This is a genomic window from Cupriavidus sp. SK-3 (genome assembly GCF_000611145.1).
In the GTDB taxonomy this organism is placed as follows: domain Bacteria; phylum Pseudomonadota; class Gammaproteobacteria; order Burkholderiales; family Burkholderiaceae; genus Cupriavidus.
On the sequence record NZ_JFJV02000195.1, the window covers coordinates 1 to 24372 of the forward strand.

A 24372-nucleotide genomic window follows, 5' to 3' on the forward strand; every position below is an offset into this window, starting at 1 on the left:
TGCGTTTCGTGAGGGACAATTTCGGGCATGCATCGATTTCTACCACCAGCGCTTACCTGCACACGGAGGACGATGCGCGGCATGAGGCCACGCAGGAACGCCACCGGATCGGGTGGACGCGCGAAACGTGACGGGCGCCCACCCTGGCCAGGATGCCTGGTTTGTGGTTTGGCCAATGCCACGCCGCGGCGTGGGCGACAAAGCGAGTCGCGAGGGACTGCTACAATCGCACGACGTTTTTAATGGCTAAGCACGATGGGCTTCGAACAACTGGCGGCATTGAAGGAACAACTGGCAAAGCAAGCCAAGGCCGCGCCACGGGCCAAGACGCGTCGCGCACCGCCGAAGGCTTCGGCCCGCCCAGCGAAGCCCGTTAATGAGCCCGCTAAGCCCGTCGATCCGGTGCTGCAGGCCATCGCGAAGCTGCAAAAGCACTTCCCGCAAACCTTTCCGAAGAGTCCGGCACCCAAGGTACCGCTTAAGATCGGTATCTTCGAGGACCTCGTCCCGCACGCGCAGGAACTTGGCCTGACGGATCCGGCATTGCGCGATGCAATCCGCACCTGGTGCCGCGGCACCCGCTACTGGGCCTGTCTGGTGGAAGGCGCACCGCGCGTGGATCTGGCGGGTCAGGCGGCGGGACACGTGGCCCAGGCCGATGCGAAGCGGGCGCAGGGACTGCAAGCCCAACGTGCGGCTCGCGCGTTATCTCGCCCCGAAACCGCGTCGAAACCCAGCTGAACTGGGATAGGCGCCCGCCTTGTCGGCGCGGACGTCGGGCGACCACAGATTCCAGGGCTGCATACACAAGCGTCGGCACGATGACGAACACACGCGAGCCCGCCCGGGTTCAACGCAAGGCCGTCGCCGACCACAGTGTCGTGGATGGTGAGGGAGTGGCCAAACGCGGGGGCGCCTCTTATACCTTACAGTCCACAAGCGCATATGGCATGATCTTCCGCCCAAGGGGATACCACCGCCTGAAATTGCTTATGTCCTCGCCGTTGAGAACGGCACATCGAACCTGCAGTAGTCCATTGGCTCCAGCAATCGTCCATCGCATGTGCCCGTTCCTTTTCATGCGCTGGCCAATGACATAGTCGACTACCGATTCTGCTCCCGCGCTTGAAATTGGCAGCCCTTGTGCTCGCCGCGGCCGATAGTTAGCTAGATAGCGAGAGCAACAGCGCAGGTAACGAATCACGCGCCCTAGTGGATTGCGAGCGCCAACCCAACCTGTGTCGCGTCGCAGCGACTCCAGCCTCTCCAAACACCGCTTCGCCTCACCGTGCCATAAGAGCCATTTCGCTTTGAGCACGCGTTCACGCAGCCGATTTTTCGAGTATGCATCAGTGCCACGCAGACCTCGGAGTGCCATGAGGAGGTTTTCGAACCGCATGCCAATGTGATACCAGTCCAGCACGCGGGCCGTTGCCGATGGCAACTTGCACGCAAAACTAATGTCATCGCCGCCATCACTGATGACTGTGACTGGGGCCTGGGGCCCAATTCCAGCACTGCGCAGCAGATTTCGGCGAGACTGATCCATCCATTACCTCAATATGGCTGAACTCAGAGAAAAGGGGGCAGGACCATTCGACATCGCCATCCAGCGATTTCGCGCTGCGTACGCCCCCCCTTTGATTGTGCGGGCGGTTTACCACTCCCCGCGCCGGTGGTTGGTCACCCATCGATGCATACCGACGATGTTGAGCGTCTTCATGGTGCTGAAGGCAGTCCACTGTTGCACCTCCTCGCTGAACTTGACGTTGCGATAGAGCTGGTCCCACGACTGCCCCGCACGGACCAAATTCAGCACCTGCTGATGTAGGTCGACGATGTAGTCGCGCAGCGCGGCCTGGTCGGCCTTGGTGGCTGGCGTGTAGTGACCGACATCGATGATGTCGACGTCCTGCTTGGCGACCCAGTCGAGCGTTTCAACCCAGCCCGGATAGTAGAAGTCAAGGAAGTCGTTGTAAGGCATCGACTTGCTTTCGCAGACATCAGTGCACTGTAGCGCCTTGTACTTGGGAAACAGCACCATTGTCATGCTGTCTGAATGGCTCGGTGCCACGCGATGCAGCAGCACGGTCTCGCCGCCCAGGTCGATGCGCATGTCGGTATCGAACACCCGGTTCGGCACGGCAGTAGGAATCTTCTCGCCGACGATGGGCTCAAGTGCGCGTTGGTTGGCAACCACGATCGCGCCGTCCTGCTGGAACACCTGGCCCCCACTGATGTGGTCGGCGTGCCCGTGGGTATAGACCACGTACTTCACGGGAACGTTGAAGCGCTTCTTGATCTCGTCGCGCAGCCAGCCTGCCGTGCATGTCATGGCGGGATCAATGACCAGCGCACCTTCCTTCGTGACCAGCACGAAACCGCTGTGTACAGCCAGACCGGCTCCGGTGGTATGACGATAAAGATTGCCCTTGATCTGAACCAGGTCGCGCGGGTTGTCGGGGCAGGCCGCTGCCGTGAAATCTTCAAGCATGGGGCGATTGCGATACGTCGACAAATCGACCGTCACCCCCGTGTCGCTCGCGGCAACGGCCAAGTGAAACGGGAGACTGACGATCACAGCCACGAGCAATCGATGAAATAGGCGCATGGAAATTTTCCTTTGGTGTCAAAAGACCATGGGTGACTGAAATTCAGCTTCGTACCCATGGCTGTCGTGAGCGATAGATTCTTCAGGCATCGGTATCACCAACTCCGCGCATCGAATGTTCATTTCTGATAACCACCCATTCCTGGCCCGGTGCGTATTACCCATGTGTTTCAGAAGAGTCTAGTCGAACACACGCCTTGCGGGAATGACCATTGTTGGCAATACTTTGTCCTGCTGAGTAGGACAATATGATGGGTTCGCTGAAGAGGTGCGACGTGGACAGGCTTGAAGATTTGTTGTTCTTCGCTGAGATCGTGGATCACGATGGCTTTTCCGCGGCTGCGCGCAATCTGGGGCTACAGCGCTCCAAACTAAGCCGGCGCATTGCCTGGAACAGCGCATGGGCGTCCGCTTGCTGCAGCGCAACACCCGCGAAGTCGACAGTGCCGTGAGCCGTGCCCCCGCGTGCAACTGCCTTGTCTCGCCACCGGCAAGTTGACAGCGCCACTCGTAGAACCCGAGCGCGCCGTTCAGCGTGGACAGGCACGTGCTTTCGCCGAGGCACCTGTCGGCTTGGGGCCGCTTCAGCCGCCTCCCACGCGGGCGCGGATATAGGCCGCGACCTGCTCAAGCACCTGGCTCAGATGCGTCTGCAGCGTGGCAAATCCCTCGTGTTTCGCAAAGCGCGCTTCGTCAAGATAGAGCGCCCGGTTGATCTCGATCTGCAAGCTGTGCCGCCCGCGTGCCGGGTCCGAGTAGGCCGCGACCAGTTGCGCGCCCTTGTAGGGAGTATTCACGCCAACCTCGTAGCCCAGGCCGCGCAGCGCGTCCACCACGACCGCGACAAAGTCCGTCGAGCAGCTCTTGCCGTCGCGGTTGCCGATGACAAAGTCAGGCCGCATGGCGCCATTGTCGATATTCATCGCATTGCCGCGTGATTTCATCGAGTGGCAGTCGATATGCCAGACGGCGCCGAAACGGGCGTGCCGCGCTTCGATCAGGCCGGCCAATGTGGCGTGGTACGGATCGTAGTAGGTCGCAAGAAGGCGCTCCACCAGTTCGGGCGACAACTTGCCGTTGTAGACAGGCACGCCGGGCAACGCAAAGCGGCGCAGCACGCCCATGCCCCGGCGCGCCTTGTCGCTTGGATGGATCGGGTAAGGCAGTTCGCCATCGACCAATTCGGGATCGATGTCGTCGCGGGCGCGGTTGACGTCGACCAGCCAGCGCGGAAACGCGGCGTTCAGCAGCGCGCCGCCAACTTCAGGCGCGTGCGCGAACAGTTCGTCGACATAAGCATCCCAGCCGGTCAGGAGCGCGGATGGCTCCGCGGCCAGCGGCAGCGACTCGGTATGGCGCAGGCCGCTGTGCGGGGAGTCGACCACCAACGGCAGGATAGGCGCGGCGGGGTCGACAAGAAGATAGGACGGATTCATGAATGCAGGAGAGTGGGCTTTGGAATAGCCACCCCGGCCGGCAACGCCCTGCAGGCCGGGGCGGTGAATCAGAACTTGTGCTGGATGCCGATGCCGTAGGTGGTGACAAGATTGCCGGCCACCCGCGAGTTCGGATCCTCGCGGTCGAAGAACACGTAGGGCATGGTGCGCTTGCTGAGGTTATAGCCGTAACCGGCCTGCAGCTTGCCGAGCCTGCCGCCGCGATCGCTCTGCACCTCGCGCTGCATGTAGTTGACGGTCACGGTATGCGGGCCGCGCGGCACCGACATCCCCACCAGCCAATAGCCGACATTGTCGCGCGTGCTGGCGGTGGCGGCGTAGCGGTCGCGCCCGTACACGCCGTACACGCTGGCCACGCCGAAGTCGTATGTCACGACGGCCTGCACCTTGTCGCGGAAATCGTTGGCCACCAGGCCACCGGTCTTGGTGTCGCGCGAGTAACCCAGCCCCGCGCCGAAGTTGCCTGCCGAGTAGCTCAGGCCAACGTCGTACTGCTTGAAGTCGTCCTCGGCCTTGACCGGCGACTTGGCATTGGGCGTGGCCGGATCGGGGCCGGCCAGGTCCATGCGCGCACGCAGCACGAAACCGGCAAGGTCCGGCGACTGGTAGCCCAGCGCATTGGAGACGCGGTTGCGCGCATTCAGCACCTTGGTGCCGATCGCCGTGGCGCCCGCGTCATGGATCACGAACTCGGTGAACTGGGTGATCTGCGAGTAGATCGGCGAGCCCACCGGCGTGGCCGAGTCGAGGCGCCCGAGCGCCAGCGCGCCGAAGCCGCTGGTCAGGCCGACATAGGAGTTGCGGAATACCGGCGTGGTCGACGCGCCCGAATCGGCCGAGAAGCCCTGCTCGAGGCCGAACACCGCCCGCATGCCGCCGCCCAGCTCTTCGCTGCCGCGCATGCCCCAGCGCGAGGCATTGTCGACCATCTGGTACGCCGAACCGCCCGGCCCCTTCTGGATTTCCACATCGGTATCGACACGCCCATAGAGCGTGACGCTGGTCTGCGCGCCGGCGGACATGGCCACGAATGCGCCGCCGATGCAGGCCTGCTTGATCAGGTTGACTGATTTCATCTTTCTTCTCCTCTCCTCATAAACAACTTGGCGCCGCGGTTGCCCGCGCTCGGCGCAAGGCGCGAACGTCCCCTTCCGTCCTGCCCGCAGGCAGGACGGATACGTTGGCTCGTTGCAAGGGATGCGTCCGCGCGCTTGCGGCCGGGCTTTAACTAGTCATTGAGATGGCAGGCGGACATGCGCCCGCCGATATCTCGCAGCATGGGCACCTCGGCCGCACAGCGCGCGGTTGCATGCGGGCAGCGCGGATGGAAGCTGCAACCGCCCGGTGGCGACAACGGGCTGGGCAGTTCGCCGCGGATCGGCTGGTGGCTGGCGGACCTGCCATCCAGCCTCGGGGCGTCCGCCAGCAAGGCACGCGTATAGGGATGGTTCGGCGCCGCGAATACCGTGCGCGCATCGCCCATCTCGACAATGCGGCCGAGATACATGATGGCGACGCGGTCCGACATATGCTCGACCACCGCCAGGTTGTGGCTGATGAACACGTAGGTCAGCCGCTGGCGCTGGCGCAGCTCCATGAACAGGTTGATGATCTGCGCCTGCACCGAGACATCCAGCGCCGACACCGCCTCGTCGCACACTACCAGCCGCGGCTGGAGCGCGAGCGCGCGGGCAATGGCCACGCGCTGGCGCTGCCCGCCCGAGAACTGGTGCGCGTAGCGTTCGGCATAGGAGGCATCCAGGCCGACCTGCGCCAGCAGATCGTTGACGAACGCGGGTGCGTCCGCGCGCGCGGCCACGCCGTGATAGACCGCACCCTCGGCGATCATCTGGCCAACGCGCAGGCGCGGGTTGAGCGATGCATAGGGATTCTGGAACACCATCTGCACCGCCAGGTGGTGGGCGGTCGCGGTAGTGTCGGCAGCCTTGCCGTCCATGGCGATCTCGCCGCCGCTGGGGCGCAGCAGTCCGGCCAGCATGCGCCCGAGGGTGGACTTGCCGCAGCCGGATTCGCCCACGATGCCAAGGACCTCGCCTTCATGTACCTGTAGCGAGACATCGTTGACGGCATGGACGACCTGGTGCGCGGCCGGCTTGCGGGCCAATGCCGCGCCCATGCGGCCCAGCAGCCCGGCCTTGAGCGTGAAGCGTTTTTCCAGATGGCGAGCGTCGAGCAGTACGGTCATGCGACCCTCTCCTTGCCTGCGGGGTTGACGGAGTTGATGATGCTGATGGTGCTGAGTGCGTGGCTCATGCGGCCACCAGCGGATGAAAGCAGCGATGGGTGCGGCCCCGCACCACCACCGCGGGCGGCACCTGCGCGCAAGCCGTGCTCGCCCTGCCGCAGCGCGGTGCGAACGCGCAGCCTGGCGGCAGCGCGGACAGCGGTGGCGTGGCGCCCGGGATGGCCAGCAAAGGCTGGCCGCGCGTCTCGGCGGTGGGCAGAGAAGCGAGCAGCCCGCGCGTGTAGGGATGCAAGGGCTGGCGGATCACGTCGGCCACCGGCCCCTGTTCCACCACGCGCCCGGCGTACATCACGCATACGCGGTCAACGAGATCCTTGACCACGGCCAGGTCATGGCTGATCCAGATCGCGGCGGCGCCGCTCTCGCGCACGAGTAGCTTCATCTCGTACAGGATCTGCGCCTGGATCGTGACGTCGAGCGCGGTGGTGGGCTCGTCGGCAATGATCAGGTCCGGCTGGTTGATCAGTGCATTGGCGATCGCCACCCGCTGGCGCATGCCGCCCGAGAGCTCGTGCGGATAGGCGCGCATGCGCTCATCCGGTGCCGGAATGCCCACGCGCTTGAGCGCGCCGATGGCCCTGTCCACGGCATCGCTGCGGCTGCAGCGATGGTGCACGCGGACAGTCTCGGTCAATTGCGCGCCAATGCGCATCACCGGGTTGAGCGACATCATGGGATCCTGGAACACCATCGCAATGCGGTCGCCGCGCAGCGCCTGCCATTCGCGCGGCGAGCAGTCTCGCAGGTTGCGCCCCTTGAACCGCACCTCTCCACCGGCCACCCGGCCGGGCGCGTCGAGCAGGTTCATCAACGAGAACGCCGTGACCGACTTGCCCGAGCCGGACTCGCCGACGATGCCGAGGATCTCGCCCGCTTCCAGCGAGAAAGACACGTTGTCGACTGCGGTGACTGGCGCCTGCGCCGATTCGAAGCGGGTCGTCAGGTTGAGCACTTCCAGTAATGGGGATGCCATCGTCATTCCTCTCAGGCCTCGAGGCGGGGGTTGAGCACACGGCGCAGCCTGTCGCCAACCAGGTTGATGGAGCCAACCAGCAGCACCAGGGCCAGCCCCGGAAAAATGCTGATCCAGTACTTATTGGAGAGCATGTACTCGAAGCCGTTGGCGATCAGCATGCCCAGGGACGGCTCGGTGCGCGGCAGGCCGATGCCCAGGAAGCTCATGGTGGCCTCCAGCGTGATGGCATGCGCGATCTGCAGCGTGGCGGTCACCACCAGCGGCGCCATGCAGTTGGGCAGGATGTGGCGGAACATCAGGCGGTAGGCCGGCAGGCCCTGCCCCATGGCGGCCTCGACGTAGTCCTTGCGCCGCTCCACCTGCGCCGCGCCACGCACGGTGCGCGCGAAGTACGCCCACTGCACGATCACCAGCGCCAGCAAGGTCTTGTCCACGCCCTGCCCCAGCACGGCCAGCAGGATCAGCGCCACCAGGATGGCGGGCAGGCTCAACTGCAGGTCCACCAGGCGCATGATGGCGGCGTCGACCATGCCGCCGCAATAGGCCGCCACCAAGCCGACGCTCGCGCCGGTCAGCAAGGCCACCAGTGCGCTCACCACGCCCACGCCAACGCTGATGCGAATGCCGTAGAAGATGGCGCTGAGCAGGTCGCGCCCCGCGCCATCGGTGCCGAGCCAGTAGTGCGCCTGCCCCTCGTAGCCGCTGCTGCCCGGCGGCAACTCCGAATCGATCACCGACACCGTGGCCAGGTCATAGGGATTCTGCGGGCTGATGAAGGGCGCGAACAACGCGATAAGCAGCAGGAGCGCCAGCAACCCCAGCGCGACCGCCGCGCCGCGATTGTGCACAAAACGCGCCAGCAGGCCAGGCCGGGCGGCGGGCTTGGGCGATGCAGGCGATGATGGCGATGGAGGTGAAGCAAGCGATGGCGCGGCAGCGCCATTAACGTCGGGAACAGGCAGAGACATCGGATTCGCGATTGGCTTGGATTGAAGATGGCGCGCCTGGCTGCTCACGCAGCCTTGTGGCGCAGGCGCGGATCGAGCACCACGTAAAGCATGTCGACGATCAGGTTGAGCACGACGAACAGCACGAGGGTGACCAGCAGGTAAGCGACCACCACCGGGCGGTCCAGGGCCAGCACCGAGTCGATGATCAGCTTGCCCATGCCCGGCCAGGAGAACACCGACTCGGTCACCACCGAAAAGGCGATCAGGTGCCCGAACTCCAGCCCGACCACGGTGACGATGGGGATCAGCACATTGGGCACCACATGGCGCAGCACCAGGCGCGCGCCGCCCACGCCCTTGGCGCGGGCGAACTTGATGTACTCCTGGCCTGCCACCTCACGCGTGCCTGCCTCGGTCAGGCGCGCCACCAGCGAGATCTTGAACAGCGACAGCGTCAGCGCCGGCAAGATCAGGAAGCGGATGCCCTCCCAACTGGTCACCGACAGCGGCATGCCCAGCACCGTGCTGACCGGCCCGCGCCCGCCCGACGGCAGCCAGCCCAGGTTCACCGAGAACACCAGGATGCAGATCATCCCGACCCAGAAGGTCGGCATGATCACGCCGCCCAGCGACGCCGCCATCAGCGCCCGCGCCCAGCGGCTGTCCGGTTTGAGGCCGGCGAAGATGCCCATCGGTATGCCCAGCAGCAGCGAGAACAGCAAGGCCGTCACGGCCAGCTCCAGCGTGGCCGGCACGCGGCTCAGGATCAGCCCGATGGCTGGCCGGTTGAAGATGAACGAGTTACCGAGGTCGCCGTGCAGCGCACCCTGCAGGAATCGCAGGTATTGCGCCTGCATCGGCAAGTCCAGCCCCAGCGTGTGGCGGGCTTCGGCGATTTCCTGCTCGGTGGCGGTCGGGCTCACCAGCAGGTGCACGGGATCGCCGATCAGGTTGACCGCGCAGAAGGTGATGACCGACATGATGAAGAGCACGACAAGGCTCTGCAGCAGCCGCTTGATGAGGGTTTCCAGCATGATGCGTTCCGGGCTTGGTGGATGGGCAGCGTCAGCGGCTGTCGCTCGGGCTGATATTGGTGGCGTAGGTAAAGCCGTCGCTGCGCGGCCGCACCGTCAGGCCATGGCGATAGGCCCAGGTTGCGCGCAGATGGTGCAGCGGGATCAGGCCCGCATCATCGGCCAGCTTGCCCGCGGCCTCTCGCTGCGCTTGTTCGCGCGCGGCCGGCTCCATGGTGCGCATGGCGGCGTCGATCAGCGCATCCACCGCCGGATTGGCGTAGCCGCTGCGATTGTTGGCGCCCAGGCCGGCCTTCTTGTCCTGCGAGTGCGCGGTGGCAAGCAGCGGCTCCAGCGAGTCACCCGTCACCGCGCCGATGCCGAGCATGAACACGCTGAACTCCGGCTTGCCGCCGGCCGCGCCCGAGGTGGCGCGCGTGATGTAGACCGAGTATGGCAAGGTGCGCACCTCGGTGCGGATGCCAGCACGCGTCAGCATCTGTCCAAGTGCCTCGCAAGTCTTGGCGTCATTCAGGTAGCGATCGTTCGGGCAATGGAGCGTCAGGCGAAACCCATCCGGGTAGCCCGCCTGCGCCAGTAGCCGGCGCGCACCGGCTGCATCGCCGCGCGGCGACGCCACCCCGGGTGCGTAGCCAAAGAAGCCCCGCGGCACGAGTTGGCCGGCCGGAACGGAGTCGCCCTTGGTCACCCGCGCCGCGATCAGGTCGCGGTCGATCGCACGGTTGATAGCCTGGCGCACCTTGGGCAGGCGCAGCGGATTCTCCGCCAGCGGCTGGCCGTCGTTGCCGACGACATAAGGCGACACCGTGCGCGCCTGGTCGAGCTGCAGGTAGTTGGCCATGTACGACGTGGCCGCGACGGTATGGATGCGTCCGTTGGTGCGCTCGAACGCGGCGGCAATGCTGGCTGAAGACGCGTCGATGACATCCACCTGCCCGGACAGCAGCGCCGAGGCGCGTGCCGGCTCCTTGGAGATGAACTGGAACACCAGCCGCTCCCAGGGCTGTTGGCCGCCCCAGTAGCCGGCATTGCGCGCCAGCGTGAGTTGCTGGCCATGCTCCCACGCCACGAGGCGATAAGGCCCGGTGCCGATGGCGGCGCGGCCGTCAGCGAAGTCAGTCTCCTTGACCTTGCCGCCCAGCGATTTCGGCAGCATGGCAACCAGGCTCAGGTTCTCCGGAAGCACCGGGTTCGGTGCCTTGGTGGCAACGCGCACCGTCAGCGGCCCCGTCACCGCGACGCTGGCGATCGATTTCAGGTAAGTGCGGAAGGTACGCGCGCCGGGCAGGCCCATGGCCCGCTCAATCGAATACTTGACGTCGTCCGCCGAGAACGGCTCGCCATTGCTGAAGCGCACGCCAGGACGCAGGCGGAACTCCCAGGTCGTGGCGTCTACATGCTGCCAGCCCACCGCAAGCAAGGGGACCGGCCGCAGATCGTTGTCCATGCCCACCAGCGTCTCGTAGACGTGCCCCCACAGGTTACGGCCCGCCGCATCCAGCACGTGCGGATCCGCCGCGCTGAGTTCGGTCTTATAGCCAATGCGCAGGTCCGCCGCCCGGGCTGCGAAGGCGCTGGCCCACAAGGCCATGCCGAGGGCAAGGCAGGCTGCCGGCAGCCGGCGCCGGATGCCCATGGCTAGTTGGTTTAGGCTTGATGCGCAGAACATTGTTTCATTGACTGATACGATGGATCGAAGAATAAAACAATGGGCCTGCAAAGGGAAGGTCGGGTTTACCCCCTCAGACATTGAGGACAGGCTTGCGTAACGCGATGCCGCCATCAGCGGGCCGGGGGGACAAACACGGTAAATGCACGCGGACATGACGCACGGCGGCGCCGTGGCCGTGCCGGCACGATGGAGAACTGCGAAGGAAAGCAAAAGCGCGCCTGGCCAGTGCGCGGCGGCGCATCGGCATCGGCCTCTCAGGGATGGCGCGGTGGTGCCGCGCCGAAAGGAAGCGAGCGCTGGCCGGGGCCTCAGCCGCGTGCGTGGCCCAGCGTGCGCGAGAGCATGGCCGCGCGCTCGACCACCAGCGCAATGTGGCGCTCGATGGTATCTGGCTTGGTGCGGCTGGCAGGGCTTGCAATGCTGAGCGAGGCCACCGCGGCGCCACTGTGATCGCGCAACGGCGCGGCGACTGACACGGCTTCCGCATCGCGCTCGCCGAGCGAGACCGCATAACCTGCGGCACGGATCGCGGCCAGTTCCTCGCGCAGTTGATCGGGCTCGACGATGGTGGTGCTGGTGAAACGTTCGAGCGCGCGGGCCAGCACGGCATCAACCACATCATCGGCCGCAAACGCCAGCAGCAGTTTGCCAGATGCGCCGACATGCAGCGGCCGCCGGTTGCCTACCTCGGTGTGCACGCGCACCGATTGCGATGACTCGTGGCGTGCCACGCAAACCGACTCCAGGCCGTCACGCACCCGCACGATCACGTTCTCGCCGCAGGCCTCGCCCAGCGCGACAAGATGCGGCGCCACCAGCTTGATCAACTCGATCTGCTCGCGCGCGGCGTTGCCCACCAGCAAGGCGTTGTAGCCGAGCTTGTACACCGCGGCATGCGCCTCGCGAGCAAGCAGGCCGCGATGCTCCAGCGTGCTGAGCAAACGGAAGGCCCGCGCTTTGGTAAGCCCGGCGCGGCGCGCGAGTTCGGTCACACCTAGCGATGGATGTTCGGCGACCAGCATCAGCAAGCCTAGCGCTTCATCCACGGCCTCAACAATGTATGTCATCGATGTCCCTTGCGCGCCCGGTCGAGTATCGGCAGCGAGGCGCCCGCCCAAAAAAATCAGACGCAAATTGTACATGGGCGTCGCTCACTGGGCCGGCATACCCTAGCCTTGCATGGCAGCCGCTCACGTGTGTGAGCGGATCCTCAACGCAGCCCCCTGCAGTTGCCGGCACCGTGGTCCAAGCGCTGGACGATGAGAACCTCCCGCGCGACGGCGTCGACGAATACCAGTTTCGCACCAACAGCCTGGCCAACAAGGCCTTCCGCTTGGGGGTCCGGTCGCCACCGCCCGACCCCCAAGCGGCGATCGAACGGGAGCGCGCCCTCCAGGCGCGATTGGAGAAATGCTACGGCAAACCCAAGCCCAGCCCCAAGGGATCTGGTGCAAATCGGAGGGGCCGATGGGTTACGCTCTTGTTTTTGACAAGCGCGAGCCCGCAATGAGTACGCTGAGAGACATCGACTGGCTGTTCAACGGGCGGCACTTCGACCGCGAAGTCATCGTCCTGTGCGTGCGTTGGTACCTGCGTTACAAGCTCAGCCTTCGAGACCTCGTTGAAATGATGGCCGAGCGCGGCCTGTCGCTTTCGCACACGACGATCATGCGCTGGGTCAAACGCTTCACGCCGGAGTTCGTGAAGCGCTGGGATCGGTTTGCGAGATCCGCTGGTCGTTCATGGCGAGTCGACGAGACGTATGTGAAAATCCGTGGCAAATGGGTCTATCTTTACCGTGCAGTTGATCGAGCGGGAAAGACGGTCGACTGCCGGCTCAGCGCCAAGCGCGATGTCGCTGCAGCCAAGGCCTTCTTCGCGAAGGCGCTCAAGAGTCAAGGGCTCGCTCCGAAAACCATCACGCTGGACGGCTACGCGGCGTCTCACCGCGCGGTGCGCGAAATGAAGGCTGACGAGTTGCTGCCCGAGGACACGACGTTGCGATCGTCGAAGTACTTGAACAACTTGATCGAGCAGGATCATCGCAACATCAAGTCCAGGATCAATGCGATGCTTGGCTTCAAACGCTTCAGGAATGCGGCCGTTACGATCTCCGGCATCGAGCTGATGCATCGCATTCGAAAAGGCCAGTTCAACCTCACAAAGCTGTGCCTCAAAGATACCACTGCGCCTGCTGTTTGGAAGGCAGTCCTTTCAGCACGATGATGTAACGGCGAATACGCCGTTTTCCGCTCGCGCCCGTAATTTGCACCAGAGCCCGCTTGAGTACCTTGCCCGACAGGTTGCGCGGCAATGCTTCACGAACTACCAGTTGCCTGGGTGCCTTGAAGCCGCCGAGCCGGCCTTTGCAATGTGCTCGCACCTCGTCGAGCGTGAGGATAGGAAAGCGCGGCGGCTGTAGAGGCGTCTCACAAGGCGGCGGCGACGAGCACGCGTCCGATTGCATGGAGTGACTGGACATAACCGCAATGCCGTACCGCTTGAACCCATAATGCACTCGGGGCAGTAGCCCGGGCAGTCCCTAACAAGGGCTTTAACGCTCAATGAGTCAGTTCTGAGTGAGCGCGGCTATTGCTTGGCGTTATATCCGCAGCATTGTGTCCAAGACCTGATTCGCTGAAGTTCAGACCTTAACGTGGTCCTGCCGTTTCCTAAGCCTAAGCAGCCGGCGCATGCCGATTAGCCCGAATATCGGCCCCGGCAGCATGATCCACGCCACATGCGGACCCAGTGCCGGAAAGGAACCCGTGGCGATCGAGATCGATACGGTTGTGAGTGCGAAGCCCAGGCAGTTCTGGATGGTGAGCGCGCTACCCAGCAGTTGCGGCGGGCAAGCCTGTATCGACATGGCCGAGAATTGCGGTGAATCGGCGATCACCGCGATACCCCACAGAAGAAGAAGTGCCAGGACTAGCGCGGCAGGCGCTTGGTCGAGCATCGGATACAGCGCACATATGAGTCCGGAAGTGGCAAGCGCAACCCAGGCTACACGCGCCGAACCTACGTGCCGGCTTAGCATGCCACCAGCGATGCTACCCAGCGCGCCTACCCCGATCACCGAAAAAGCCCAGGCGGAGATCGTGCCGGGCGCGGCTGCAGTGCCATGCGCAAGAACCGGAGCCAGCAACAGTGGCACTAATGTCCAGAAGGTGTAAAGCTCCCACATGTGCCCGAAATAGCCGAAGGCAGAGGCCCGGAACGCCGGCACGCGGAATGCCTGCAAGACCTGGGCGCCACGTACGAGAGGGCCAATGCCGCGCGGCTGCACGTGTGGCCCATCCCCGAGCAAACCTACCAGCAACGCTGCAAGCAGCGCTAGACAAGAGGAGGTGAGCATCACCGACTGCCACGGTACCGACGCGCCCAGTGCTCGGATGCCATGCGGCAAAGCTGTCCCGAGCGTAAGCATCCCTACAAGCAGACCCAGACTTTGTCCTGCGCGTAATGGATCCCAACTGACGACGAGCTTCATGCCCAGCGGGTAAATACCCGCCAGTGCCAAACCGACGGCGAACCGAAAGGCCATTGCGTCGGGCAGTCCTTGGCTGAACAACGCGAAGCCGGCGTTGCAAGCCGCACCGAGGAGTGCACACACCACGAAGATTCGGCTCGCGGCATAGCGGTCCGCCAGGCCGCTAAGCGCGAATCCCAATGTCCCGGCGATGAAGCCGCCCTGCACGGCGTTGGTAAGCCAGCCGATATCCGCCGTGCTAAGGCCCCACAGCCGCTGCAGATCGTCAGCTGCGCTGTTGGCACTGAACCAGAGTGAAGTGCCAAACAACTGCGAGATGACGATCCAGGTCACCGGCCTGGCTTGTAGCGCTGCAACGGCCATAGAGTCAGAGCTCCTTGCAACCGGTCTGGGCCGCATCAACCTTCACCGTATCCCACGGCAACGGCTCGACCACCTTCCAGCCAACCTTGGCGCCGTAGGGCGAGTCCTTCACCGCGACAGTCTCCGAGAAGTAGGTGCCTACGGTGCCTTGGTGGTCCTGCTTGCGAATAGCGAGCTTGCCGACGATCGTATCCACTGATGACTTTTCCAGTGATGCGATCAGGTCATTGGGCGACATGGACGGCGACGCGTCCATTGCAGCCAGCGCAAGGCGCATTCCGGCGTACGCCTGGATCGCCTGTGGGCCAGGCACGTTGTGGAAGGTGGCAGTGTATGCTTTGACGAAGCGCGCCATTTCCTTGTTGGTGCTTTCCGTCGTCCAGGAACCGAACAAGCCCGCGGTTACGAGCTGCGGGACGTCGCTGCCGAGCGCGGCAAGCATGGAGTCCGGCATGCCCAACGGCGGTAGCATGAACTGCTTCAGTCCAAAGCTGCGCACCTGCCGAATGAAGGCGGGCATGTCATCGCCTACCGCCAAGGCCAGGTAGATGGCATCGGCGCCGCTGCTCTTGATCTGTGAGATAGCGCTTGACCAGTCAGCCGTTCCCATTGAGCGGCCAGCCTCCCCCACGATCTTGACGCCCGGGATTTTGGCGAACTCTGCCTTGTTGCTCTGGCCCCAGACAACGTCGTGGTAGACAATGAACCATTTTTTTTGAAGCAACTCGGGACGCTTTTGCATCAGCACGCGTGTGGCATTCCCCACCATCGCATCGTTCGGGTTGGTGCGGAACACAAATCGGTTGCATTGCGCGCCAGTCACCTGAACCGCTTGGGCATTCGTGGTCACAATGGGAACATTCAGCCGATCAGCTTGCGCGGCCAAGCCCAACACCAGAGCACTGGTGGCGCCGCCAACCAGAATTGGGGCCCGGTCCTTGATGACAAGTTTTTGCGCCTTCATCAAGCCGCCGGCCGCGTTGCCCTGATCGTCCTCTATCACAAGGCGTACCGGCTTGCCTTTGACAGTCGGATGGTCCTTGACGGCCAGTTCGTAGCCGTTTCTCATGTCGATGCCTAGGGGCGCGAGCGCACCGGTGGTCGGAACGATGACGCCGATCACCACGTCTTCCGCCGCGTTGGCCGCCGCGGGCAACAGCGCAGCACACGTGATTGCTGCAGTGCAGAACGCAAACGTCTTGCTGACTTTCATGTCATCCCCTCTTCGAAGTGCCCGCTGCCAGCTTCACCTGGCGGCCGGTCTGATTGGCGCCCGCGGCTGCGCTATAAGGTGAGCCAGGCGGCTCGTCTTCCGCGATTTCACGGTCCTTGTCATACACGGCCATGATCCAGCGCCGCGCAGCCTCCTCGGCCTCGCGACTGTCGCCCCGCTCGATGGCGGCCAAGACCGCTTCCCAGTCCGCGATCCAGCTGGCGCGGTTGCCCTCGTCTCGCATCACCTTGCGCGTGATCGGTAGCGTCAACCGACGCAGCGACGTCAAAAATTTGCGCGCGTACTGGTTCTGTCCGGCTTCGACGAACTGCACGTTGAGCCGGAACATAAGCGCAAAGTATGTGTCGGTGTCCTCTTGCACGCTTGCCTTGAGCGCATCGGTTCTTTCATGGAGCACCTTCACTGTGGCGGCATCGCGTTTCGACGCCGCCTCTGCGGCAATCAGGCCATAGAGCACGGCGCGTACGTCGAAGGACTCTTTCATGGTCTGCGGCGTCAATACCGCAACTGTGGCGCCGCGGCGCGGCTGGACATCCACCAATCCTTCGACCTGGAGTTGTTGCAGCGCTTCACGCACGGGACCGCGGCTGACATTGAAAGTCTCGGCAATCGTTGTCTCAATCAGCGGCTGGCCGGGCGCATACACGCCGCGGATGATGTCATCCGCCAGGCTGTTTGCAATTTGCTCGGCCAGCATCAGCGGTACTTTTGCGCCTCGGCCATCAGGCAGGTAGTTGTCTCGCCCTGAATCGTCTCTGTGGGCCATATCTGTCCTTATCTTCGTTTGCCGCTGCCGCGGCACTAATCAATGCGGCTTTGTCGAGAGCACAAGCAGTTTCTGCAATGCCCGGACCGCCCTCGCAGTGGAGGGGAAGACCGCGATGCCTTGCTCCAGAAGCTCCACGCGTTTGCGACGCACGAGGTTCTCCTGTGTCTTGTCGCCGGTTGAGCGTAGCGCCACGCACACATGGGGACCGCTGGAACTGACGTTGGCAATGCTGGCACAGATGGATTCGATCTCCTTCACACCGTCGGCCTCGCTGTCCGAGAAATCCATGATCGAGCCCATTTCCACATATACCACCACCGCGTCGACGGCGGGATCCTTCTTCAATTGGTCGACGATGTCGCCGAAGATGTGTCGTTCACCTTCTTTCAGCCCCCACACGGGAATGTCAATCGGATTGGCGACGCTGGTTCCGGGCAGCCCGAAACGGCTGAGCGCATCAGCGGTAGCATCCGAGAAGGGCGGTACCTCAAGGCCTGCCCGTGCAGCGGCGTCGCAGCACGTCACACTGACACCGCCGCCAGAGCCAAAGATACCAAGGCCTGGTCCGCGCAGGCGGCCATGCGCGCTATGGATGAGGAAAGCATCCATCAGCTCGTCAACGCTATCGACCTGCAGCACGCCGGACTGCTTCACCGCGGCACGCCACAGGGTCTGGTCCGTGGCCAGGGCGGCGGTATGGCTGCCGACAGCGACCAACCCTTGCTCTGTCGTGCCACCCTTGAACAGGATCACCGGCTTGCTAATCTGTCGCGCCAGGCGGAAGAACAGACCGGGGTCACGAATCGACTCACAGTAGAACGCGATCAGCGTAGTGGCCGGATCCGCTTCGCAGAACAGCAGGAAATCCACCAAGTCGAGGTCAATGCAATTGCCGCAAGAGAGTACCCGTGCCACGGGAACGCCTTGCACCTGGGCGCGTCGCACCACGTCACCCGCAAAGGTGCCGCTCTGAGAAATGAAGCTGATCCCGCGCGTGGCCGTCGGGCAATATTGTGCCGCACCCATCGCCATGCGGCTCGTCGCGCTGAACGTGCCGATGCAGTTGGGGCCAACCATACGCATGGTGCCGTTCGCGAGCACTGCTGCGATCTCACGTTCCAGTGTCTCGCCCTTTGAGGGGTCGTCGCCTGCTGACCATTCGGAAAAGCCGGCGGTGAGCACCTGTACAACCTTCACGCCTTTTTCCTGACACTGGCGCAATGCGTCGGGCACCTGAGCGGCGCCCAGCGCGATATAAGCGCGATCTACTTGTGCCGGCACATCGAGGATCGAGGGGTATGCCGGCAGGTCGCAAATCGTCCTGGCCTTGGGATGAATCGGGTAGATTGGTCCGTGAAAGCCGAAATCCAGCAGGTTCCGGATGCTGCGGTAACCCAGCTTCGTCGTGACAGTTGACGCGCCAATGAAGGCAATGGACTGGGGGTCGAACAATGACCCGGCGCCCTCCAGTCCCGCACGGCGGCGTGCAGCCGCCTCCGCTACCTGCGTCGCCGACAAGACCCGCGGGCCCAACTCCTTCGCCAGCGGCATGACCACCGCGTCCACTGCCAGGCAGCCACTGGGGCCAACGATCACCGGATTGATATCGACGTCCCCGACTTCGCCGCGCACGATCAGCCCATCCGGACCTGCCACCGCCATAAGGCAAGCGTGCAGCGCCGCGCGCGCGTCCGGGTCGAGCGGGATGCGCGCGGGCGGGAAGGCCTCGTCAATGAAGGCGGAGGCAGCGCGCTCGGTAAGCGGGGCCAGTGCCGCAGCGGGAGCAGCTTTTTGTTCCACGCCGGTACCCCCGGGACCCAGCAACACCACGGCGCCATAATCGCGATCAACCCGAGCCCCGATGAAAACCTCCAATCCCTGGGGCACGCGCTCTTCGACCAGTACACCCTCCAAACGCGCCTGTGGCGATGAAGCTCTGCACGCATCCAGGATATCGTCGAAGGCTTGACCTACCTCCGCCAAGGGAACCCCCACGCGCACGCCGCCGGCGGCCGCCTTATGCACAATGTCGGGTGATACCACCTTCATCACCACGGGGCGCTCAAGCGCTCGCGCCACTTGTATCGCCTCGGCTGCAGAGCGGGCCAATTGCGGTCGGGTGGTTGCGATCCCGCAGGTGCGCAGCAGTTCTTTGGATTCAATCTCGTTCTTCATGGTTGTCCATTCGAAGGTAACTTGAATTAGCAAACGGGGCGCACGATTCAAATCAAGATCTTGCCGCTCTGGAACCAATGCAACGGCTCAGACGCGTGCCGCAATGTCACTGCGGTAGCGCACATCAGGTGGAGACGGCGCGGCGCAAAGGGGAAGTCTTCATTGGTCTGTGGAGAAGAGAACGGGTCTATTGAAAGCGTGGCGCGCGCTTCTCTAGAAAGGCGCGGATGCCTTCGCTTGCATCGGGTGCGCGCTGCAGTTCGGCACTTACGCGCCATTCGTGCTCACATGCCGCGTCGGCGCCGGCGTACAGCCCTGTCTCGAGTCCCGTCTTTACCTCCCGTACCACGCCAGCCGAATGACGCGCGATCTCGCCGGCCATGGCCAGCGCAGCGTCAAGCGCACCACCTTGCGGCGCTGCGCGGCTGGCAAAGCCGAGGCGCAGTGCCTCGTCAGCTTTCATCTCGCGGCAGGTCACCAGCAGTTCGTGTGCCACCGGGCGCGGCAGCAGTGCCGGGAGCCGGCTTAGCTGTCCGCCAATCGGCAGCAAGCCAATGCGGGCGCCTGGCGCGGCAAAGCTGGCATTGGCCGCACATACGCGGAAGTCGCAGTTCAGCGCCAGAATAAATCCGGCCGCGAATGCATATCCGTTGATGGCGGCGATGGTCGGCGTACGCATGCGCGCAGGCATGAGGAAAGGCTCGTTGAGCGAAGCATCCGAGGCTTGGTCCTGATGCGTGAGCATCTCTCTCAGGTCATGGCCGCTGGAGAACGCGACATCGCCCGCACCAGTGATCACGACGCATTTCACCGCAGGGTCGCGCTCGGCGGCGTCGAGATAGCGTCCCAGCGTCTGTGTCATCTCATACGTGAAGGCATTGCGCTTGGTCGGGTTGTCGATCGTGAGCACGGCGATGCCGCCACGCAGTTCGAGTCGGATGGCAGGCATCAGAGTCACTCCACAGTGAGTCGCTTTTCCAGGGAACCCGGGTCAGCGAGCACGCGTTCACGCGTCTCGCTGAAGACGATATGGCCGCTCTCGATGACCCGGAAGTGATCGCCGACGGCGGTGGCCAGCGCCAGGCTCTGCTCCACCAGCAGTACGCCAATGCCGCGTTCGCGCATCTCGAGGAGGGCGTCATGGATTGCCTCCACGTAACTCGGCGCCAGCCCCTCGGTGGGCTCATCGAGCAGAATGTAGCGCGGGTTGGCCACCATCGCTCTGGCCACCACCAACATCTGCTGCTCACCGCCGCTTAACGTGCCGGCCAGTTGATCCATGCGCTCTGCCAGGCGAGGGAACAATCGCGTCGCATCGTCAATGGTGAATGCCTGCGAGTTTTCCGTAGCGGGCTGGCGCGCTACCTCCAGGTTGTCTCGCACACTGAGGCTGGCGAATACCTTGCGGTCTTCCGGCACCAGCGTAACCCCGGCGCGGGCGCGTCGGTGCGTCGAACCGTTCAGTGGGCGACCGTCGCATACGATCTGTCCTTCCTGCCGGTCCACCAGGCCAAGGATGGCACGCAGCGTGGTAGTCTTGCCCATGCCGTTCAAGCCCAGCAGGCAGCTTACCTCGCCGCGCCGCACACGCATCGATACGCCATGCAGGATGTGGCTGCTGCCATACGAGGCCGACACCTGGTCGAGTCTGAGTTCGCGGTTAGTGATGTCGTTCATGATGCAAAGCTCCCGTGCAGGTACGCGCTCTTGACCGCAGCGCTTTCGCGAATGACCGCCGGCGGGCCGTCGGCGATCACCTTGCCGTTTTGCATCACGGTGATCGCGTCGGACAGCGCCATCACCATGCCGACGTCGTGCTCTACCAGCACGATCGTCAAGCCCAATTCCTCGCGCAGTTTGAGGATCAGCTCGCCAATGCCATGGCGGTCTCCCTTGGACATGCCAGCCAGCGGCTCGTCCATCAGGATTAACCGCGGTTTGAGCGCCAGCCCGATGGCCACGTCGAGCGCGCGCTGCGAGCCGTGGGCCAGCTGCTTTGCGGCGAGAGCTGCCTTATCGGCCAGGCCGACGCTGCGAAGGTGCTGATGCGCTTCGGCGGCGATCTCGGCTGCATCGGCACGGGAACACCGTATGCTGAAGTTCAGTCCGCGGCTGGAGCGAATCGCCAGCGCAACGTTCTCGCGCAGCGTCAGTTCAAGAAAAACGCTGGTGCGCTGGAAGGTGCGAACGATGCCGCGGCCCGCGAGGCGTTCGGGCGTCCAGCCGGTGACATTGCTGCCGTCGAACGACACGCAGCCGGATGCCGGCGGGATCGCGCCGGTGATCAGGTTGAACAGCGTGGTCTTGCCTGCCCCGTTTGGCCCCAGGATGGCATGGATGGTTCGCGGCATGACGCTCAGCGACACGTCTTGCACCGCCTTCAGGCCACCGAAGTGCCGCGACAGGCCAGTAGTTTGCAACAGCGCGCTCATCGTCCCGCTCCCTTATCTGCCCGTCCGGCCCGCGTCGCCCACACCGGCCGCAGCAATCCGTACAACCCGCCCGGCGCCACCAGTACGATCACCACGAACAACGCGCCGAAGTACACCAGCCACGCGTCGGTGATACTGCTGATCGCGTGCTCGGCAAAGGTGAAGGCCACCGCGCCCAGCGCGGGCCCCACCACGCTGCCGACACCGCCTAGTACGACGTACATCAGAATCTTGCCACTCTGGAACCAGTGCAGCGATTCCGGCGTGACAGCGCCGTTGAACAGGACGAACAGTGCGCCCGCCATCGAAGCCAGCATGGCCGAGATGACGTAGGCGGTGAGCTTCAGGCGGAACACGTCGATGCCGACAAAGCGCGCGCGCTCGGCGTTGTCACGCAACCCCAGCCAGGCTTTACCCAGCGGCGTGGCTCGCAGGTAAATCACGCCCGCTACCATGGCCACCAGCACTGCCAGCAAAAGCCAGTACCAAGTGTTTTGGCCAACTATCTTCAGTCCGAACAGGGTGGGGGAAGGCACGCCCTGCAGGCCGTCCTCGCCCCCGGTGATACCTGCCGCCACAAACACCAGCGAGTACAGTACCTGGCACAACGCCAACGTCAGGATGGCAAAGGCCTTGCCGACCTGGCGCAGGAAGATCAGTCCGACGCCGGTAGCGAACAGTAACGCCACCAGTGCCGCCATCAGAAGCAACAACAGCAGATCGGCGGTCACCCCGCGCGCCAGCAGTCCCGCAGCGTAGGCACCCAGGCCGAACCAGGCGGCATGACCGAAGGACAGGAGGCCGGTATTGCCCGTCAGCATGTCCAGGCTCACCGCCAGCATCGCGGCGATGAATGCATGCGAGAACAGCACGACGAAAAAGGGCTGCTCGGTGAGCCACAGGGGAAGAAGCGCAGCAGCGATGACCACCAGCACCGCAGCAACGGACACCAGGTTGATGCGGCGCGGCGGCAGCCCGACTGGTAGAGACGAGGTCCTCATTATTCTGTCCTCCCTTCGCCAAACAGGCCACGCGGCCAGCGAACCAGCATCGCCATAAGAATTATGAACAGCAGCATCATTGCCGCGTGGCCGCCGGTGAAGGCCTCGCCAAGCACGACCACGAGCCCGACCAGGTATGCCGATACCACGGCGCCTCGAAAGCTGCCCAGCCCGCCGAGAATGACGGTCATGAACGACAGGATCAGCATCTTGTCGCCAACGGTTGCGTAGGCATTCAAGATCGGCGCGGATGCCACCCCTGCGATGCCAACGAGCGCAGCGCTCACGCCAACCACTGAATGCATCAGCACGTTTCGATCAATACCCAGGCATGCGGCCATTTCGCCGTTGTCATTCGCGGCCCGCACGCGCAGTCCCCACCGGGTTCTCTTCAAGACCAGCATCAAGGCGGCAGCCAGCGCGATTGACAATAGCGAGGCAAAGACCCGATACACCGGCAACGACACGCTGCCCAACTCCAACGTTCCGGCCAGCGCAGCAGGCGGCACCAGCACCTGGATGTCCCGGCCGCCCGCCTCGTACAGCAGTCCCGTAATTAGCATGGCCAAGCCAAAAGTCAGAAGAAGACCGTCCATCATGGGGCGGTGACGGATCCGCGAGAACAGAGCCCAGTCGATCGCCACGCCGACGGCGCCGACTGCCAGCGCCGTGAGCGGGAGCACCCACCACAGGGGTAAGCCCTTCGCCACCAGCCAGACGCCTGCCATGGCACCGATGCTGTAGAGAGCGCCGTGCGCGAAGTTGATGATTCGCCCGACGCCGTAGATCAGCGTCAGTCCGAGGCTGGATAACAACAGGATCGATCCGAAGACCACCCCGTTTAACAAGAGTGATAACAGAAGCACTGCCGGCCTCCTTGAACTGTTATTTGTTAACAATCGACTGTTACCAATTCTAGGCGCGTGCCGGCTTCCTTGAAGATGGGACTATTACCGACGGGGTTTACCTTGATAGTCGGTGGGACGCACTTGCTCGGCCTGGCACCGGCGCCGCACGCCGCCAGCCATGACACGGTGTGCATGCTGGCCTACACCTCTGGCACGACCGGCCACCCCAAGGGCTGCATCCACACCCATGGCACGCTGATGAGCGCGGCGGTGGGCTCGCAGATCTGGCGCAGCAATACGCCCGAGACAGTCTTCCTGTCCGTAGCGCCGCTGTACCACATGCTGGGCATGCAGAACGGCATCTACGCGCCTCTTTACCTCGGGGCCACCATCGTGCTGATGCCGCGCTGAGACCGCGCGCTGGCCGCGGAACTGATCGTGCGCTACCGCGTCTCGAACTGGGCTACGACCCCGGCCATGCTGGTGGACTTCTTCTCTCTCAGCCGGGCATCCTTGAGCGTGATCGTTCCAGCCTGGCCTTCCTGGGCGGCGGCGGGGCGGCCATGCCCGATGCCGTGGCAGACATGCTGCAGGAGCGCTTCGGCCTGCGCTATATCGAGGCGTATGGCATGACCGAGACCGCCGCTTTCCTGCTGTCCAATCCGCGTCACCGCCCAAAGCGGGAATGCCTGGGCATCGCCACCTTCGGAGTCGATGCGCGCGTGATCGATCCGCAGACCGGCGCCGAGCTGCCGCAAGGCGAGCTGGGAGAAATCGTCGCCAGCGGCACGCAGGTGATGCGCGGCTACTGGCGCAATCCGGAGGCCGATGCGGAGAGCTTTATCGAAATTGACGGCAAGCGCTTCTTGCGCACGAGCGACCTCGGCTTCGTCGACGACGACGGCTATTTCTTCATGCGCGATCGGCTCAAACGCATGATCAATGCGTCCGGCTTCAAGGTCTGGCCGGCCGAGGTGGAGAACCTGCTCTACGGGCACCCGGCCAGCCATGAGGTTTGCGTGATTGCCGTCCAGGACGAGCGCCGCGGCGAGACGGTCAAGGCGCGCCCGACTGGCGGCCGTTCGCCGGCC

General features: G+C 63.8%; 22 protein-coding genes and 2 pseudogenes. 5 read left to right on the forward strand and 19 right to left on the reverse strand.

Features of this window, described 5'->3' with window-relative positions; genetic code table 11:
• Positions 1-131 (forward strand): annotated as a pseudogene (locus CF70_RS38040) (integrase); the annotation flags it as partial.
• A gap of 124 nt (positions 132-255) precedes the next feature.
• Positions 256-741 carry a ProQ/FinO family protein gene (locus CF70_RS18945; protein ID WP_035867910.1) on the forward strand — a complete coding sequence of 162 codons (486 nt, stop codon included), beginning with the start codon at positions 256-258 and terminating at the stop codon, positions 739-741.
• Between the two features lie 916 nt (positions 742-1657).
• Here CF70_RS18945 and CF70_RS18950 read toward each other — a convergent pair.
• Complete coding sequence (locus CF70_RS18950; protein WP_035867914.1) at positions 1658-2611, reverse strand: MBL fold metallo-hydrolase; 954 nt, start codon at positions 2609-2611, stop codon at positions 1658-1660.
• 251 nt (positions 2612-2862) lie between these two features.
• On the opposite strand from CF70_RS18950, the gene CF70_RS36115 reads away from it, so the two are divergent.
• Positions 2863-3063 carry a LysR family transcriptional regulator gene (locus CF70_RS36115; RefSeq protein ID WP_349675118.1) on the forward strand — a complete coding sequence of 67 codons (201 nt, stop codon included), beginning with the start codon at positions 2863-2865 and terminating at the stop codon, positions 3061-3063.
• Between the two features lie 132 nt (positions 3064-3195).
• On the opposite strand, the gene CF70_RS18955 is transcribed toward CF70_RS36115, so the two are convergent.
• From CF70_RS18955 to CF70_RS18990, 8 genes are all read right to left on the reverse strand, one after another.
• A complete protein-coding gene (locus CF70_RS18955) occupies positions 3196-4047 on the reverse strand; it encodes an N-formylglutamate amidohydrolase (protein ID WP_035867916.1) in 852 nt (283 codons plus the stop codon).
• A gap of 68 nt (positions 4048-4115) precedes the next feature.
• Positions 4116-5144: a porin gene (locus CF70_RS18960; protein ID WP_035867919.1), complete on the reverse strand. Its 1029-nt coding sequence runs from the start codon at positions 5142-5144 to the stop codon at positions 4116-4118.
• A 152-nt stretch (positions 5145-5296) separates the two neighbouring features.
• Positions 5297-6274: an ABC transporter ATP-binding protein gene (locus CF70_RS18965; protein ID WP_035867921.1), complete on the reverse strand. Its 978-nt coding sequence runs from the start codon at positions 6272-6274 to the stop codon at positions 5297-5299.
• A 64-nt stretch (positions 6275-6338) separates the two neighbouring features.
• A complete protein-coding gene (locus CF70_RS18970; RefSeq protein WP_035867923.1) occupies positions 6339-7313 on the reverse strand; it encodes an ABC transporter ATP-binding protein in 975 nt (324 codons plus the stop codon).
• A gap of 5 nt (positions 7314-7318) precedes the next feature.
• On the reverse strand, positions 7319-8278 hold the full coding sequence (locus CF70_RS18975) for an ABC transporter permease (RefSeq protein ID WP_035867925.1): 960 nt from the start codon (positions 8276-8278) through the stop codon (positions 7319-7321).
• A 44-nt stretch (positions 8279-8322) separates the two neighbouring features.
• Positions 8323-9294 carry an ABC transporter permease gene (locus tag CF70_RS18980; RefSeq protein WP_035867928.1) on the reverse strand — a complete coding sequence of 324 codons (972 nt, stop codon included), beginning with the start codon at positions 9292-9294 and terminating at the stop codon, positions 8323-8325.
• Between the two features lie 31 nt (positions 9295-9325).
• Positions 9326-10930 carry an ABC transporter substrate-binding protein gene (locus tag CF70_RS18985; RefSeq protein WP_035867930.1) on the reverse strand — a complete coding sequence of 535 codons (1605 nt, stop codon included), beginning with the start codon at positions 10928-10930 and terminating at the stop codon, positions 9326-9328.
• A gap of 344 nt (positions 10931-11274) precedes the next feature.
• Positions 11275-12033, reverse strand: a complete 759-nt coding sequence (locus tag CF70_RS18990; protein ID WP_035867931.1) for an IclR family transcriptional regulator — start codon at positions 12031-12033, stop codon at positions 11275-11277.
• A gap of 439 nt (positions 12034-12472) precedes the next feature.
• Between CF70_RS18990 and CF70_RS18995 the strand changes: the two genes are divergently transcribed.
• Positions 12473-13192 (forward strand): IS6 family transposase, encoded by a 720-nt coding sequence (locus CF70_RS18995; protein ID WP_035867943.1) that lies wholly within the window; start codon positions 12473-12475, stop codon positions 13190-13192.
• On the opposite strand, the gene CF70_RS35045 is transcribed toward CF70_RS18995, so the two are convergent.
• From CF70_RS35045 to CF70_RS19040, 10 genes are all read right to left on the reverse strand, one after another.
• On the reverse strand, positions 13140-13433 hold the full coding sequence (locus CF70_RS35045) for a hypothetical protein (RefSeq protein WP_081862237.1): 294 nt from the start codon (positions 13431-13433) through the stop codon (positions 13140-13142). The genes CF70_RS18995 and CF70_RS35045 overlap by 53 nt on opposite strands.
• Positions 13434-13610: 177 nt before the next feature.
• A complete protein-coding gene (locus CF70_RS19000; protein WP_035867932.1) occupies positions 13611-14822 on the reverse strand; it encodes an MFS transporter in 1212 nt (403 codons plus the stop codon).
• Between the two features lie 4 nt (positions 14823-14826).
• The gene (locus tag CF70_RS19005) at positions 14827-16035 is read right to left on the reverse strand and encodes an ABC transporter substrate-binding protein (RefSeq protein WP_051648661.1); all 1209 of its coding nucleotides are present in this window, start codon (positions 16033-16035) and stop codon (positions 14827-14829) included.
• A gap of 1 nt (position 16036) precedes the next feature.
• Positions 16037-16822 (reverse strand): GntR family transcriptional regulator, encoded by a 786-nt coding sequence (locus CF70_RS33885; protein WP_081862238.1) that lies wholly within the window; start codon positions 16820-16822, stop codon positions 16037-16039.
• A gap of 39 nt (positions 16823-16861) precedes the next feature.
• Positions 16862-19000 (reverse strand): acetate--CoA ligase family protein, encoded by a 2139-nt coding sequence (locus CF70_RS19015; protein WP_035867933.1) that lies wholly within the window; start codon positions 18998-19000, stop codon positions 16862-16864.
• A 187-nt stretch (positions 19001-19187) separates the two neighbouring features.
• Positions 19188-19949: an enoyl-CoA hydratase/isomerase family protein gene (locus tag CF70_RS19020; RefSeq protein WP_035867935.1), complete on the reverse strand. Its 762-nt coding sequence runs from the start codon at positions 19947-19949 to the stop codon at positions 19188-19190.
• A 5-nt stretch (positions 19950-19954) separates the two neighbouring features.
• Positions 19955-20677: an ABC transporter ATP-binding protein gene (locus CF70_RS19025; protein WP_035867936.1), complete on the reverse strand. Its 723-nt coding sequence runs from the start codon at positions 20675-20677 to the stop codon at positions 19955-19957.
• A complete protein-coding gene (locus tag CF70_RS19030) occupies positions 20674-21432 on the reverse strand; it encodes an ABC transporter ATP-binding protein (protein WP_035867938.1) in 759 nt (252 codons plus the stop codon). Before CF70_RS19030 ends, CF70_RS19025 begins: the two co-directional genes overlap by 4 nt.
• Positions 21429-22433, reverse strand: coding sequence for a branched-chain amino acid ABC transporter permease (locus CF70_RS19035; RefSeq protein ID WP_035867939.1), 1005 nt, complete (start codon positions 22431-22433; stop codon positions 21429-21431). Before CF70_RS19035 ends, CF70_RS19030 begins: the two co-directional genes overlap by 4 nt.
• Positions 22433-23299 (reverse strand): branched-chain amino acid ABC transporter permease, encoded by an 867-nt coding sequence (locus tag CF70_RS19040; protein ID WP_035867941.1) that lies wholly within the window; start codon positions 23297-23299, stop codon positions 22433-22435. The genes CF70_RS19035 and CF70_RS19040 overlap by 1 nt, the downstream gene beginning before the upstream one ends.
• A 138-nt stretch (positions 23300-23437) precedes the next feature.
• On the opposite strand from CF70_RS19040, the pseudogene CF70_RS19045 reads away from it, so the two are divergent.
• A pseudogene (locus tag CF70_RS19045) lies at positions 23438-24372 on the forward strand (AMP-binding protein); the annotation flags it as partial.

Excerpts from the sequence above, each read along its gene's own strand:
- CF70_RS19020 (WP_035867935.1), bottom strand. The coding sequence starts at position 19,949 with ATGCCTGCCATCCGACTCGAACTGCGTGGCGGCATCGCCGTGCTCACG.
- CF70_RS18985 (WP_035867930.1), bottom strand. The coding sequence starts at position 10,930 with ATGGGCATCCGGCGCCGGCTGCCGGCAGCCTGCCTTGCCCTCGGCATG.
- CF70_RS18960 (WP_035867919.1), bottom strand. The coding sequence starts at position 5,144 with ATGAAATCAGTCAACCTGATCAAGCAGGCCTGCATCGGCGGCGCATTC.
- CF70_RS18945 (WP_035867910.1), top strand. The coding sequence starts at position 256 with ATGGGCTTCGAACAACTGGCGGCATTGAAGGAACAACTGGCAAAGCAA.
- CF70_RS19030 (WP_035867938.1), bottom strand. The coding sequence starts at position 21,432 with ATGAGCGCGCTGTTGCAAACTACTGGCCTGTCGCGGCACTTCGGTGGC.
- CF70_RS18980 (WP_035867928.1), bottom strand. The coding sequence starts at position 9,294 with ATGCTGGAAACCCTCATCAAGCGGCTGCTGCAGAGCCTTGTCGTGCTC.
- CF70_RS18975 (WP_035867925.1), bottom strand. The coding sequence starts at position 8,278 with ATGTCTCTGCCTGTTCCCGACGTTAATGGCGCTGCCGCGCCATCGCTT.
- CF70_RS19000 (WP_035867932.1), bottom strand. The coding sequence starts at position 14,822 with ATGGCCGTTGCAGCGCTACAAGCCAGGCCGGTGACCTGGATCGTCATC.
- CF70_RS18970 (WP_035867923.1), bottom strand. The coding sequence starts at position 7,313 with ATGACGATGGCATCCCCATTACTGGAAGTGCTCAACCTGACGACCCGC.
- CF70_RS36115 (WP_349675118.1), top strand. The coding sequence starts at position 2,863 with ATGGGTTCGCTGAAGAGGTGCGACGTGGACAGGCTTGAAGATTTGTTG.
- CF70_RS35045 (WP_081862237.1), bottom strand. The coding sequence starts at position 13,433 with ATGCAATCGGACGCGTGCTCGTCGCCGCCGCCTTGTGAGACGCCTCTA.
- CF70_RS18955 (WP_035867916.1), bottom strand. The coding sequence starts at position 4,047 with ATGAATCCGTCCTATCTTCTTGTCGACCCCGCCGCGCCTATCCTGCCG.
- CF70_RS18950 (WP_035867914.1), bottom strand. The coding sequence starts at position 2,611 with ATGCGCCTATTTCATCGATTGCTCGTGGCTGTGATCGTCAGTCTCCCG.
- CF70_RS19005 (WP_051648661.1), bottom strand. The coding sequence starts at position 16,035 with ATGAAAGTCAGCAAGACGTTTGCGTTCTGCACTGCAGCAATCACGTGT.
- CF70_RS18965 (WP_035867921.1), bottom strand. The coding sequence starts at position 6,274 with ATGACCGTACTGCTCGACGCTCGCCATCTGGAAAAACGCTTCACGCTC.
- CF70_RS18995 (WP_035867943.1), top strand. The coding sequence starts at position 12,473 with ATGAGTACGCTGAGAGACATCGACTGGCTGTTCAACGGGCGGCACTTC.
- CF70_RS19035 (WP_035867939.1), bottom strand. The coding sequence starts at position 22,433 with ATGAGGACCTCGTCTCTACCAGTCGGGCTGCCGCCGCGCCGCATCAAC.
- CF70_RS33885 (WP_081862238.1), bottom strand. The coding sequence starts at position 16,822 with ATGGCCCACAGAGACGATTCAGGGCGAGACAACTACCTGCCTGATGGC.
- CF70_RS19025 (WP_035867936.1), bottom strand. The coding sequence starts at position 20,677 with ATGAACGACATCACTAACCGCGAACTCAGACTCGACCAGGTGTCGGCC.
- CF70_RS19015 (WP_035867933.1), bottom strand. The coding sequence starts at position 19,000 with ATGAAGAACGAGATTGAATCCAAAGAACTGCTGCGCACCTGCGGGATC.
- CF70_RS18990 (WP_035867931.1), bottom strand. The coding sequence starts at position 12,033 with ATGACATACATTGTTGAGGCCGTGGATGAAGCGCTAGGCTTGCTGATG.